This window comes from Pantoea sp. GL120224-02 (assembly GCF_900215395.1).
In the GTDB taxonomy this organism is placed as follows: Bacteria; Pseudomonadota; Gammaproteobacteria; order Enterobacterales; family Enterobacteriaceae; genus Pantoea; species Pantoea communis.
Map to the genome: position 1 here is coordinate 46,454 of NZ_OBEC01000001.1, position 12,591 is coordinate 59,044.

Annotated in this window: 12 protein-coding genes; 6 read left to right on the top strand and 6 right to left on the bottom strand. The window is 56.7% G+C overall.

The features are described 5' to 3' along the window. The first annotated feature begins 4 nt into the window (after window positions 1–4). Window positions 5–1,225, top strand: a complete 1,221-nt coding sequence (fabB, locus tag CRO33_RS00245; protein WP_034825147.1) for a beta-ketoacyl-ACP synthase I — start codon at window positions 5–7, stop codon at window positions 1,223–1,225. 219 nt (window positions 1,226–1,444) lie between these two features. Beyond that, window positions 1,445–2,626 carry an MFS transporter gene (locus CRO33_RS00250; RefSeq protein WP_097116556.1) on the top strand — a complete coding sequence of 394 codons (1,182 nt, stop codon included), beginning with the start codon at window positions 1,445–1,447 and terminating at the stop codon, window positions 2,624–2,626. Here CRO33_RS00250 and pdxR read toward each other — a convergent pair. After that, window positions 2,589–4,025 carry a MocR-like pyridoxine biosynthesis transcription factor PdxR gene (pdxR, locus tag CRO33_RS00255; RefSeq protein WP_097116557.1) on the bottom strand — a complete coding sequence of 479 codons (1,437 nt, stop codon included), beginning with the start codon at window positions 4,023–4,025 and terminating at the stop codon, window positions 2,589–2,591. The genes CRO33_RS00250 and pdxR overlap by 38 nt on opposite strands. An 86-nt stretch (window positions 4,026–4,111) precedes the next feature. Between pdxR and CRO33_RS00260 the strand changes: the two genes are divergently transcribed. After that, on the top strand, window positions 4,112–4,555 hold the full coding sequence (locus CRO33_RS00260; RefSeq protein WP_097116558.1) for a rhodanese-like domain-containing protein: 444 nt from the start codon (window positions 4,112–4,114) through the stop codon (window positions 4,553–4,555). Window position 4,556: 1 nt separating this feature from the next. Here the strand turns inward: CRO33_RS00260 and flk are convergent, their stop codons facing one another. From flk to CRO33_RS00280, 4 genes are all read right to left on the bottom strand, one after another. Beyond that, entirely contained in the window at window positions 4,557–5,588 is a 1,032-nt protein-coding gene (gene flk / locus CRO33_RS00265; RefSeq protein WP_097116559.1) for a flagella biosynthesis regulator Flk, read from the bottom strand. A gap of 120 nt (window positions 5,589–5,708) precedes the next feature. Further along, a complete protein-coding gene (locus tag CRO33_RS00270; RefSeq protein WP_097116560.1) occupies window positions 5,709–7,217 on the bottom strand; it encodes a tripartite tricarboxylate transporter permease in 1,509 nt (502 codons plus the stop codon). A gap of 12 nt (window positions 7,218–7,229) precedes the next feature. Further along, window positions 7,230–7,661 carry a tripartite tricarboxylate transporter TctB family protein gene (locus tag CRO33_RS00275; protein WP_058962348.1) on the bottom strand — a complete coding sequence of 144 codons (432 nt, stop codon included), beginning with the start codon at window positions 7,659–7,661 and terminating at the stop codon, window positions 7,230–7,232. 11 nt (window positions 7,662–7,672) lie between these two features. After that, complete coding sequence (locus tag CRO33_RS00280) at window positions 7,673–8,650, bottom strand: Bug family tripartite tricarboxylate transporter substrate binding protein (RefSeq protein ID WP_097116561.1); 978 nt, start codon at window positions 8,648–8,650, stop codon at window positions 7,673–7,675. Between the two features lie 120 nt (window positions 8,651–8,770). Between CRO33_RS00280 and tctD the strand changes: the two genes are divergently transcribed. Both tctD and CRO33_RS00290 read left to right on the top strand, forming a co-directional pair. Then, complete coding sequence (gene tctD / locus CRO33_RS00285) at window positions 8,771–9,442, top strand: transcriptional regulator TctD (RefSeq protein WP_097116562.1); 672 nt, start codon at window positions 8,771–8,773, stop codon at window positions 9,440–9,442. Beyond that, window positions 9,433–10,809: a sensor histidine kinase gene (locus tag CRO33_RS00290; protein WP_097116563.1), complete on the top strand. Its 1,377-nt coding sequence runs from the start codon at window positions 9,433–9,435 to the stop codon at window positions 10,807–10,809. The genes tctD and CRO33_RS00290 overlap by 10 nt, the downstream gene beginning before the upstream one ends. On the opposite strand, the gene CRO33_RS00295 is transcribed toward CRO33_RS00290, so the two are convergent. Further along, window positions 10,796–11,701 carry a DMT family transporter gene (locus CRO33_RS00295; protein WP_097116564.1) on the bottom strand — a complete coding sequence of 302 codons (906 nt, stop codon included), beginning with the start codon at window positions 11,699–11,701 and terminating at the stop codon, window positions 10,796–10,798. The genes CRO33_RS00290 and CRO33_RS00295 overlap by 14 nt on opposite strands. A 95-nt stretch (window positions 11,702–11,796) precedes the next feature. On the opposite strand from CRO33_RS00295, the gene CRO33_RS00300 reads away from it, so the two are divergent. Then, on the top strand, window positions 11,797–12,576 hold the full coding sequence (locus CRO33_RS00300) for an AraC family transcriptional regulator (protein WP_097116565.1): 780 nt from the start codon (window positions 11,797–11,799) through the stop codon (window positions 12,574–12,576). The last annotated feature ends 15 nt before the right edge of the window (window positions 12,577–12,591 follow it).

Here is a 12,591-nt window from a genome sequence, read left to right on the forward strand (position 1 = left end):
TTGAATGAAACGTGCAGTGATTACTGGCCTGGGTATCGTTTCCAGCATTGGTAATAACCAGCAAGAAGTGCTGGCTTCTCTGCGTGAAGGCCGTTCGGGTATCACTTTCTCTGAAGAGATGAGAGATATCGGTATGCGCAGCCACGTATGGGGCAACGTCAAACTGGATACCAACGGGCTCATCGATCGCAAAATCGTGCGTTTCATGAGTGATGCTTCAATCTACGCTTACCTGTCTATGGCAGAAGCGATTCAGGATTCCGGCCTGACTGACGAGCAGTATCAGAACAACCCACGCGTGGGTCTGATTGCCGGTTCAGGCGGTGGTTCTCCGCGTTACCAGGTCTTCGGTGCCGATGCGATGCGTGGCCCGCGTGGTCTGAAAGCCGTTGGCCCTTATGTGGTGACCAAAGCCATGGGTTCAGGTGTATCAGCTTGTCTGGCTACCCCATTCAAAATCCACGGTGTGAACTACTCAATCAGCTCTGCTTGTGCCACTTCCGCACACTGCATCGGTAACGCGGTCGAGCAGATTCAGTTGGGCAAACAGGACATCGTGTTTGCTGGCGGCGGCGAGGAGCTGAGCTGGGAAATGGCCTGTGAGTTCGATGCGATGGGCGCACTGTCTACCAAATACAACGAGACGCCAGAAAAAGCTTCCCGTACCTATGATGCGAACCGTGATGGTTTCGTTATCGCTGGCGGCGGCGGCATGGTGGTGGTTGAGGAGCTGGAACATGCTCTGGCACGTGGCGCACACATTTACGCAGAAATCGTTGGCTACGGCGCGACCTCTGACGGTGCTGATATGGTGGCACCATCAGGCGAAGGCGCAGTGCGTTGCATGAAGATGGCGATGCAGGGCGTTGATACCCCAATCGATTACCTCAACACCCACGGTACTTCTACACCTGTCGGTGATGTGAAAGAGCTGGGTGCGATTCGCGAAGTGTTTGGTGACAACTCACCGTACATTTCTGCTACCAAAGCCATGACCGGTCACTCACTGGGTGCAGCGGGCGTGCAGGAAGCGATCTACACCTTGCTGATGCTGGAGCATAGCTTCATCGCACCAAGCATCAACATCGAAGAGATTGATGAAGCGGGTAAAGGCCTGAACATCGTGACGCAGCCGACTGAAAAAGCGCTGACCACCGTGATGTCCAACAGCTTCGGTTTCGGCGGCACCAACGCCACCTTAACCATGCGTAAGCTGCCAGCTTAATAGCGTGATCACCGTTTTCCAGGGGCCGGTCTATCCGGCCCCTGTTGTTTTTGACAATTCACCCGCCGCTTGCCTACACTCATCCCATCTTGCCTGAAATAAAATAATCGTTTGCGCACGTTATGAACCAAATAACCCGTTTTCGTCCGGACCCAGGACGTAAGCGTGTGTTGGGTTGTCGCCTGTCGCGCATGCTCTGAACAAGGAGTTCATACCATCATGACCACGGCTGCTGATACGCAGACGCAATCTGTGCTGCCTTTGGGTTGCATATCCTTTGCGGTGTTTCTCACTTACTTAACCGCAGGCCTGGCGCTCCCGGTTATCCCGCTGTACGTGCATCAGGAATTGGGCATGAGCAACCTGATGGTGGGCGTCGCGGTGGGCATTCAATTCTTCGCCACGTTGCTGACGCGCAGCTTCGCCGGACGCCGAGCCGATCAGCACGGCGCGAAGCTCACCACCCAACACGGTATGATCGCCATCGCGCTGGTGGGTGTGGCGTATCTGGCCGCGGCGTTGTTGCCGGTTTCGCCGTGGGCAAAATTTGGTTTGCTGGCAGTGGGGCGTTTGTTACTCGGATTTGGTGAAAGCTTGCTGCTCACCGGCAATCTGACCTGGGGCATGGGGCTGGTGGGAAGCAAACGATCCGGCCTGGTGATGTCGTGGAACGGTATGGCGATTTATGGATCGCTGGCGGCGGGCGCACCGCTGGGTTTGTTGATCAATCAACATGGCGGATTCGCGGCACTCGGTGCTGTCGCGCTGCTGTTGCCACTGCTCTCGCTGGCGATCAATAGCTGGGTCAGTAAAGTGCCGGTGGTGGGTGGCGAACGTCCTTCTCTGTTCAGCGTGGTGAAAACCATCTTTCAACCCGGCATCGCGCTGGCGTTACAGGGCACCGGCTTCGCCGTGATCGGCACTTTTACCTCGCTCTATTTTGCCGCAGAAAACTGGGGCAATGCCGGTTTTGCCCTGACCGCATTTGGCTGTGCTTTTGTATTGGTGCGCGTGTTCTTTGGCGGCCTGCCGGATCGTCACGGTGGCGTCCGCGTCGCAATGATCTCGCTGCTGGTGGAAACTGCCGGTTTGCTGGTGCTGGCGTGTGCAAGCTCTGGCTGGATGGCGCTGGTAGGCGCCGCGCTCACCGGCTGCGGCTGTTCACTGATTTTCCCGGCGCTCGGCGTCGAGGTGATCAAACGTGTCTCGCCGCAAATTCGTGGCACGGCGCTGGGCGGTTTCTCCGCTTTCCAGGATATCGCTTACGGTGCCAGCGGCCCACTGACCGGCCTGCTCGCCACGGCGTTGGGTTATGGCTCGGTCTACCTTGCCGGTGCCTGCTGCGCAGCCCTGGGCATTCTCGTCACCTGGTCGTTTGCGCGTAGCGCGACAACAGCGTAACCAGCTTATCGCAGGCGCTGACAATCTCACCTGGCGTCAGCGCGGCAAAGCCCAGCAGCCAGCCCGATTGCGGCTGACTGTTGCTGTACAACGGCGACAGACGTGGCAGCAGCAGACCGATTTCCCTGGCCTGTTGCGTGAGCTGTGCTTCCTCACCCTGATGCAATGCTACCGTCAGCTGTAGCCCGCCAGACGCCTGTAGCGGCGTCAACCACGGCTGCAGGCGCGTGTTGATCTGCTCCAGCAATCGGTCGCGGCGGCTGTGGTAAAGCTGGCGCATCAGCCGCAGGTGGCTGGCAAAATGGCCTTGTTGGAGGAACTCAGCGGTAATCGCTTGTGGCAACAGCGCGCTGTGCCCATCCAGAATGCTACGGGCGCGACCCATGGCATCTACCAGTGTTGGCGGCACGACCATCCACGCCAGCCGCAGGGAAGGGAAGAGCGTTTTGGAAAAAGTGCCAAGGCAGATAACCCGGCTGTTATCCTCCAATCCCTGTAAGGCGGGAAGCGGGCGATCGTCATAGTGAAACTCACTGTCGTAATCATCCTCAATTAACCAGCTTTGCTGCTGGTGCGCCCAGTCGAGCCACTGCAGGCGGCGGGCAAGGCTCATCGCGGTACCGGTGGGATAGTGATGTCCCGGCGTCAGATAAACCAGCCTCGCGTCTCCTTCAAGCGGCATCGCGCCTTCGCTATCCAACGGCATCGCGCGGCAGTGTGCACCCGCAGCGAGGAAAGCGTTACGCGCGCCGGGATAGCCAGGCTCCTCAAGCCACACTTCATCATTGGCATCCAGTAACATCAGCGCCAGTAACTGCAGGGCCTGCTGTGAACTGGTTAGGATAACGACTTGCCAGGCAGCACAGCGCACCCCGCGTGATAACGCCAGATAATCCGCCACCGCCTCACGAAGCGGCATAAAGCCTAGTGGATCGCCATAACCCATCACCTGGCTGCCCAGCGAGCGCTGCACGCTGTTACTGATCCGGCGCCATTGGGTATGCGGGAAAGCGCGTAATTCAGGCGAACCGGCGGCAAACGCATGGGGGAAGGGCGGATCCTGGCAGCCACCTGTCGCCAGGATCTGCTCGCCGCGTCGGGAAAATCGGGGTGAACCCTGTGCGGGTGTGGTCGCCGCCCGTGCAGGCATTGCAATCGATACAAAAGTACCCCGACCCGCCCGTCTCTCCAGATAGCCTTCACTCTCCAGCTGCGCATAAGCGGCTTCCACCGTCACTCGCGACAATGATAAATCCTCGGCTAACTGACGGCTGGAGGGTAAGCGTTGTTGATGGTGCAAATGGCCGCGGGTTATGGCCTCACGTAGCGTATGGCATAAACGTTCACGTAAGCCGCCGGATGACGTGTGATTAAACAAGGCTAAAAAAGAGTGGCGCATGGTGGTCTTATCACTGTGGCGAAACTGGTATCAGATTGCAGACCACTTTGCCGTAAACTCAGGGAAAATTACACAAGGAGAATGCGATGTCATCAGTCTTACTCTTCCCTCCTGCGGATCCTCAGGAAAGCGTGGCGTATCTGCAGCACAAACTGAGTTATTACACCGATGCCTGGGATTTGGCAGAGGATCTGGCGCAAGGCGTCAATGCGATAGTGGTGGTTGATGCGCGATCCACTGATGTCTATCTGGCGGGGCACATCACCGGGGCGATTTCGTTTCCGCATCGCACTATGAATGCCGACTCCACTGCACAGTTGGATCGCAGTAAGGTGTATATCACATACTGCGATGGCATCGGCTGCAACGGCTCAACGAAAGCGGCATGGAAACTGGCTTCGCTGGGTTTTCAGGTCAAAGAGTTGATCGGTGGACTGGATTTCTGGAAGCGCGATGGGCATCCATTAACGTGGGGAACGTCTCCGGGCGAGTGGCCACAGGCCGCATCCGGCGCGCACTGTGGCTGCTAAATTACAGGAACAGCCAGAGTAAAAAGAAGAACAGTGCCAGGCCCAGAATCAATGTCAGTGCCGGGCGCTGTGCCAGCGGACGCGGCAAAATCTCAATCCACGGCGACCAGATCGGCTGCGGACGTAAATCACTGGCGGCGTGCGGCTGCTCCAGCGTTTTCTCGACGCGGCGGCTAAACAGCAAGTTGATAAGATCTTGCGTTTGCGCGGGCGTCAGTACCGTCTGCGGCGTGGCCTGGAAACGCTGCTGGCTATAATCCTCCAGCAGCCGTTGCTCGTCATGTGTCAGCGGCTGCTTCAGCGAAGTTTCCAGCATTTGTAAGGTCGGTGCGCTGTGTTGACCCAATGTCTGACGTACCTGCAAATATTGTGTCAGCAGCGGGAAGTGGCGAGAGGGAATTGGATCGCCACTCTTCAGATTGACCAGTTTCAGCGCTTCAGACAGCAGCTTGACCGGTGATTCGCCGGTCGTGGCCGCAAGGCGCGTAACTTGTTGATTCAGCGATTGCTGTTCAGCTGGCAGCAGCGTGCGATCGGACGCGCGCGTTTGCTGCGGCTGCGGGATCGCCATCTGCCCATTTTGCAGCATGGTCAGCACCTGATGTAACTGGTCTTGCGACAGCGCACTCAGCACCGTTTGGTTAAATTGCTGACGAATAAAATCACTCACCGCCTGGCGATTATTGCCCTGCGGCAGCTTTTCCAGCAGCTGCTGCAACAGCTGACGTGTGGCAAGGCTGTTCTGTACCTGGGTCAGACGCCCATTCAAATGCTGTTCGGCAGCAGGAAAATGACGCGATTGCAGCTCAGCATCATTCTTCACGCCTACTTCATGGCGTACGCCAGCCCACAATTCCGGGGCTTTCAAGGTACTGAGTGACATGATGCGCACAATCAGACGTTCCAGCGTGGTGCGCTGGGCAGGGGAGAGCGGCTGTTCGCCCGCCGGTCCGCCAGGACGAGTTGGGCCAGTCGCATTAGTGAGCGTTGAACGATCGCCCGCAGGCACACCGGGACCGCTGAGAGGTTGCATGGCGGAATCCTTGAAAAACGAGGTCAGATCCGGGTGCGCCGGAAAAAAGAGGCCATATGATAGCAAAAGCCCCCGGGAAATCCACGGGGGCAGTGAGGGGAAATCGCGTCAGTTCTGGATTTATTCAGCTTCAGCCAGTTTGAGACGCTTACGACGCCAGCGTTTCCACAGTGGCGGCACGATCAGGACAGCGATCGCCAACACCAGCAACACTTTGCAGATCAGGCTTTCCCATAGAATCGGCAGGTTGCCGTTACTGATGGAGAGCGCACGGCGCAGGTTTTGCTCCAGCATCTCTCCCAGCACGAAGCCCAGTATCAGCGGCGACATCGGGAAATCCATTTTACGCAAGATATAGCCAAAGATACCCAGTCCGACCATCAGCAACAGATCAAAAGTGGTACTGTGCACGGCGTAAACGCCCACTGCAGAGATCGCGGCGATGGCGGGTACCAGGAACCACAGCGGGATGGTCAGCATGCGGGCGAAGATGTTGATCATCGGGATGTTCATGATCAGCAGCATGACGTTGCCAATCAGCAATGCTGCAATCAGACCCCAGACGATATCCGGCTGTTCGGTAAACATCGCCGGGCCGGGTGTGATGTTGTACAGCGTCAGCGCACCGACCATCACCGCCGTGGTGCCGGAGCCCGGAATACCCAGCGTCAGCATCGGAATAAAGGAGCCACAAGCCGAGGCGTTGTTGGCCGCTTCAGGTGCCGCCACGCCGCGAATATCCCCTTTACCAAACTGGTCGCTGCCGCTGATTTTTTTCTCGCTCATATAAGCGATGGCACTGGCGATGGTGGCACCGGCGCCGGGCAGTACGCCAACAAAGAAGCCGATAAAGGAGGAACGCAAGGTAGCACCGGTTGCCTGCGCCGCTTCTTTCATGTTGAACATCATGCGGCCACTGGCGCGAACCAGTTTCTGCCCGCTGCTGGTGGATTCCAGCATCAGCAGTATTTCACTGACAGAAAACAGTCCGATCACCACGACCACAAACTGGATACCGTCGGAGAGGTGCACGCTGTCGAAGGTGAAACGATAGACGCCGGTATTGGCATCGACGCCAACGGTGGCCATACCCAAACCGATCAGCGCGGCTAAAAACGATTTCAACGGATTGTGGCTCATCATGCTGCCCAGACAGGCAATCGCAAACACCATCAGCGCGAAATACTCCGCCGGACCAAAGGCCAGTGACCAGTTGGCCAATATAGGGGCAAAGAGAATAATGCCGAGAATGGCGATCGTGGATCCAATAAATGAACTCACTGCTGAGATCGACAGGGCCACGCCAGCTTTGCCCTGTTGCGCCATCGGGTAGCCATCCAGCGCGGTCATGATTGCCCCGGCATCGCCTGGCACGTTAAGCAAAATAGAGGAGATACGACCACCGTACTCGCAACCGATGTAGACCGTAGCAAGCAGGATCAGCGCGGACTCGGCAGGTAAGTGCAGAGCAAACGCCAGCGGCATCAGGATCGCGACACCGTTAATCGGCCCGAGTCCGGGCAGTAGGCCAACAATGGTGCCAATAAAGCAGCCGATGAGTGCGATCATCAGGTTTTCCGGCGTCATCGCGACGGCAAACCCTTGCATCAGAAAAGACCAGGTATCCATGTGAGACTCCCGTTAATTGAACCAGCTGCCGACGGGCAAGGTGACATCGAGCAGGCGGTCAAAGGCATAAAACAGTGCTATGCCCATCACCACACCGGACACCGCAGCCGCCCACCAGCGCGCGCCAAACAACAGCCCAATGCCAAAGGTCAGCAGCGTGGTGCATGCAGCAAAACCCAGACGCTCAAACAGCCAGCCATATACCATCAGCATGACGCACATCAGCACTAACTTTTTCAGTGTGGTGGCGGAAGGCCACTGCACCAGATCGGGTTTGCGCAGTAACATCATCACGGCGCAAATCGCCATTAATCCCAGCAGCAGCATCGGGAAAGGGCGTGGGCCGACCGGTTCATAGCTGTATTCACTCTGGATTTGCCAGGCAATAAACAGCCCGGCAATGCACAGCAGCAGCCAGATACCGGCGAAGATACGATCGCTCATCATCGACTCCTTTATTTGGCCAGGCCAAAGGATTTGGCTTTTTCGCGATAATCAGCCACCTGTTTTTTCACGTAGGCATCCAGCTCGCTGCCGAACATGTTGAACTCAAACAGTCCGCGCATATCTCGCTGTTGCTGAAACTCTTTGGTGGTCACCAATTTTTTGAACGCGTCTTCCCACCACTGATATTCCGCGTCAGTCACTTTTGGACCAAGGTAATAACCGCGAATAATCGGCCACTCGACGTTATAGCCTTGCTCTTTGGCGGTCGGCACATTCGCCAGTTCACCCGGTAAGCGTTTGTCAGACATCACTGCCAGCACGCGCAACTTGCCGGCTTGCAAATGTGGCACCATCTCGCTCATATCCCCGGAGACCACCTGAATATGGTTGCCAAGCAGAGCCGTTACCGGCTCGCCACCGCCCTCAAACGCGACATAGCGCATCTTGCGTGGGTCGATGCCCGCTTCGCGAGCCAGCAGGGCGGTTTTCATCCAGTCCTGACTCCCGATCGATGCACCTGCGCCGACCACCACTTTGGTGGGATCGCTCTTCATGGCTTCCATCAGTTCACCAAGGTTTTTCCATGGGGCGTCATTGCGTACCGCGACGATGCCATAATCGGTGCCGACGGCAGCCAGCCACTTCACGTCACTTTCTGAATAGCGGCCAAACTTGCCCTGAGAGAGATTGAGCAGCGAACCGCCGGAGAAGGCCACCAGCGTGCCTGCTTCGGCGGGGCGCTGAGCAATGATGGCGTTGTAAGCCACCGCTCCCACACCGCCGGGCATGTAGGTCACGCGCATCGGTTTACTGATTTCGCCGGTTTCCTGCATGGAAACCTGAATCAATTTACAGGTCAGATCAAAGCCACCGCCGGGTTTGGCGGGGGCGATACATTCTGTCCGGTCTGGCGCTTCTGCCAGCGCAGAAGAGATCGACAAAGCCACGAGGGTTGAGGCGAGGGCGAGGGGTAAGATTTTTTTCATTATTCGCTCCATTCATGCTTCCAGAGTGTGACAACTGCCGAACATTCGGCGTTGCTGAATTGTTAATGGTGTAACCTTTCATTTACCTTTCAGTGCTCGGGAAAAGTATCAGGATGTGATATGCGTCTCTTACTGGTGGAAGATACGGTTGACCTGGCCAGCTGGCTGCAAAAAGCGCTGACACAGAAAGGTTTTGCCGTGGATTGGGTTGCGGATGGCCTGGCGGCAGACCATGTGTTGCAGAGCGAAGACTATGCGGTGGTGGTGCTGGATGTATCACTGCCACGGCTGGATGGTCTGGCGGTGCTGGCGCGTTTGCGTAAGCGTGGGCAAACCACGCCGGTATTGTTGCTCACGGCTAAAAGTGCGCTGGAACAGCGCGTGCAGGGCCTCAATGCGGGCGCGGACGACTATCTCACTAAACCCTTTGAACTGGATGAGCTGGAAGCGCGCCTGCGGGCGCTGTTGCGTCGCAGCCAGGGGCAGACTGCGCAATCGCAGACCGTGGGCCAGCTGGAGCGCGACGGCGAAGGCTATTTTCTGCTGAATCATAAACCGTTGATGCTCACCCCGCGTGAAGCCAGCGTGCTCTCGACTTTGATGCAACGCCCTGGACGTCCGGTGTCACGCCAGCATCTTTATGAACAGACCTTTACCTTAACCGATGAAGCCAGCCTGGAAAGCATTGAACTGTATGTGCATCGGGTGCGGAAAAAGCTGCAGGGCAGCGATGTTGCCATCGTGACGCTACGTGGGCTGGGATACAGTCTGGAGTGCCAGCCGTGCGCCTGAGCCATTCACTGCGTGGTGAACTGCTACTGTGGTTGGGCGCTCCGTTGATGTTGCTGTGGGGGTTGTCGGTTTATACCCATTACCAGAGTGCGCTGCAGGCGGCGAATCAGGCCTACGATCGTTCACTTCTCGCCTCGGCACGCACGGTGGCAGAAAGGCTGGTGGTGCGACAGAACCATTTGGAGGTGGATGTGCCCTGGGTGGTACTCGACAGCTTTGAGCGCAACATGAACGATCAGTTGTTCTATCAGGTGATTTCACCGCAAGGCAAAACTCTTTCAGGTTATCCCGATCTGCCCCCTTTACCGCGCAATGCGCCGCTTTCTGAAGCCTATCCCGCTTTAGTGCACTTTTACGATGGCAGCTATCGTAAGCAGCCGATTCGTATTGCGGCGTTATGGCAACCGGTAAACGAGCAGGGCGTAGAGGGGATGGCGCTGGTTCTGGTGGCGGAAACCCTGAATTCTCGTCATGGGTTTGCGGAAGGATTATTGCGCACCGCGTTGATCAGTCAAAGCTTTCTGGTGTTGATTACCCTGCTGTTAGCCAGCCTGTTATTACGCAAAGTGTTGCGGCCGCTGCGCCGATTATCGCGCATCATGCTACGACGTGCGCCAGGTGAGTTGACGCCTTTGCCGTCGCTATTGCCCTGGTCGGAATTGCAGCCGTTAATTATTGCCTTTAACCGGCATCTGGAACGACTGCGCGGTTTGCTGGCACGACAGGAACGTTTTAGTGCCGACGTTTCACACCAACTGCGTACGCCGCTCACCATTTTAAAAACCCAGGTTGGCGTTGCGCTCAACAGTGATGATCCTGCGCAGTGGCGCGAAAGTCTGCTCGGCATGCGCCGTACGCTCAACGATACGGTGCAACTTACCGATCGGCTGTTGCAGCTGGCGCAAATCAAAGCCCGGCACGGTGAGGACAAGCCTTTTTCTCGGGTCAGTTTGAATGAAATTGTGGAACAGGCATGTTTCAGCAGCTATGCCGGCGCGCGCCACAAACACATCGATCTGGGATTTGAAGGCGACATTCCCTGTGTGGTGCAAGGCGATGGCTTATTACTGGCCGAACTCTGTGCCAACCTGCTGGACAATGCGATTAAATACACGCCAGAAGGCGGGATCGTCACGGCGAGATTGCGGGAGAAGCAGCTGGAAATTGAGGACAGCGGACCGGGCATTAGCGCGGCACAACAGCATCAGGCATTGCAGCCGTTTGGTCGCCTGGATACTGCCAGCCAGCCCGGTGCGGGCATCGGGCTGGCGCTGGTCAAAGATATCTGTGCCTGGCACGGTGCGCAGTTGCTGCTGGATCGCAGCCCGCAGCTGGGCGGGCTGCGCATCATCATCAGCTTTCGCTGAGCTGAACGGTACGTTCACGTGGCTTGCGCAGCGGTGTTTTCAGGCGTTGTGCCAGAATCACACCCACTAACGTCATGCCACCGCCAATCCAGTGATAGGCATGCAGTTGCTCATGCAGGAACATCACGGCAATGATGGCGGTAAACGCGGGCACAAAATTCATAAAAATGGTGGTGGTACTGGCACCTAGACGTTGCACACCAAGGATCCACAAGAACGGCGCGATAATGGACGCGAAAAGCCCGGCAAACAGCACCAGCGGAATGTTATGCAAGTTCAGCGTGACGTCCGGTGCGCGCAAGAATCCAGGCAGTAACAGCAACACACCAAAGAAAATCTGCACGTACAGGCTCTGCCAGGTCGGCAGAGGGATCGCCCAGCGTTTGGTCAGCACACCGTAAAGCGCATACGAGGTGGAAGCCGCCAGCATCATCAACTCGCCGTTGCCCAGACGCTGATTCAGCAACTGAGCTGGATTCCCTTCACTCACCAACCATACTAAACCGGCAAAGGACAACAGGCCGCCGATCAAAATGCCGCGCGTCGGCGCAAGGCGTAAAACGAACAGGCTGAGCAGAATGGTCAGTAGCGGAATCGTGGCACCCAATATACCCATCATCACCGCCGACACGCTGTGGGCGGCATAGTAGGCGAGACTCTGATAAAGCACCATGCCCAACAGGCCGAGGATCAATAATCGCCACAGATTGGCCTTCACGGCATGGCGATGGCGCCACACGCCGGGCAGGCTGAAGGGGGCCAGCACGATGAGCGCCAGCAGCCAGCGATAAAAGGAGATGGCGGCAGGATCGATGCTCCCGGCAGAGAGTTTGCTGACAATGGTGTTGATCGACCAGATCATCACCGCAATCAACGGAAACAGTAAATTCATCGTACGACTCCTGAGTTTAATCGCGAATAGTTTACATTTGACCGGTTTTGTTCAGATAGTTAAAATCGGACAATATTCGTTAGTGACCGGACAGAATGAATTTACAGATCGAGTATCAGCCGCCGATTGATGCGCCGCTACTGCGCTATTTTATGCGCTACGAGCAGGCTAATGCGAAAACTGAATATCTCCCGCATCTGCACAGTTGGGGTCAGGTGATTTTTGTCACCAGCCACGTGCTGGAGATGGAAGTGGAGGGGGAACGGTTATTAACGCCCGCTGATATGCCGATCTGGATCCCGCCAGAACAGCGCCACAGCAGCTATAACCATTGCCATGCCCAGTTCCGCACCTTCAATCTCGCCGCCGATCTCTGTGCGGAGATGCCCGACAATGCCTGTTTACTGCACGTCGATGCGATTGTGCACGCCATCATGAATGATTTTGCACAGCGTGAGTTGGAGCAGCCTCAAACGGAAGCGGACTGGCGACTGTGTGAAGTCTTGATTGATCGTCTGCGTCAGGCACCGGTGCACACCAGCTATTTGCCGTTGTCGGACGACAAATTTCTCGCGCCTATTTTGCGCGCGCTGGAAGAAAATCCCGGTGATAACACCACGCTGGCACAATGGGCGAAGCGGGTGTTCACCACCGAGCGTACGCTGGCGCGACGTTGTCAGCAGCAGTTGAAGATGTCTTTCAGCGAATGGCGCCAGCGTTTACGGTTTTTGCGTGCCATTGCGCTGCTGGAGCAGGGGTGCAGCGTGCAAGGCATTGCACACGAACTGGGCTATAGCTCGTCATCAGCCTTGATTGTGATGTTCCAGCAGCAGGCCGGCACCACGCCGGATCGCTATCGCAGCCGGTTAGGTTAATCCCCGGCTTTATGT

Excerpts from the sequence above, each read along its gene's own strand:
- tctD (WP_097116562.1), top strand. The coding sequence starts at position 8,771 with ATGCGTCTCTTACTGGTGGAAGATACGGTTGACCTGGCCAGCTGGCTG.
- CRO33_RS00295 (WP_097116564.1), bottom strand. The coding sequence starts at position 11,701 with ATGAATTTACTGTTTCCGTTGATTGCGGTGATGATCTGGTCGATCAAC.
- fabB (WP_034825147.1), top strand. The coding sequence starts at position 5 with ATGAAACGTGCAGTGATTACTGGCCTGGGTATCGTTTCCAGCATTGGT.
- CRO33_RS00260 (WP_097116558.1), top strand. The coding sequence starts at position 4,112 with ATGTCATCAGTCTTACTCTTCCCTCCTGCGGATCCTCAGGAAAGCGTG.
- CRO33_RS00280 (WP_097116561.1), bottom strand. The coding sequence starts at position 8,650 with ATGAAAAAAATCTTACCCCTCGCCCTCGCCTCAACCCTCGTGGCTTTG.
- flk (WP_097116559.1), bottom strand. The coding sequence starts at position 5,588 with ATGCAACCTCTCAGCGGTCCCGGTGTGCCTGCGGGCGATCGTTCAACG.
- CRO33_RS00250 (WP_097116556.1), top strand. The coding sequence starts at position 1,445 with ATGACCACGGCTGCTGATACGCAGACGCAATCTGTGCTGCCTTTGGGT.
- CRO33_RS00270 (WP_097116560.1), bottom strand. The coding sequence starts at position 7,217 with ATGGATACCTGGTCTTTTCTGATGCAAGGGTTTGCCGTCGCGATGACG.
- CRO33_RS00275 (WP_058962348.1), bottom strand. The coding sequence starts at position 7,661 with ATGAGCGATCGTATCTTCGCCGGTATCTGGCTGCTGCTGTGCATTGCC.
- pdxR (WP_097116557.1), bottom strand. The coding sequence starts at position 4,025 with ATGCGCCACTCTTTTTTAGCCTTGTTTAATCACACGTCATCCGGCGGC.
- CRO33_RS00300 (WP_097116565.1), top strand. The coding sequence starts at position 11,797 with ATGAATTTACAGATCGAGTATCAGCCGCCGATTGATGCGCCGCTACTG.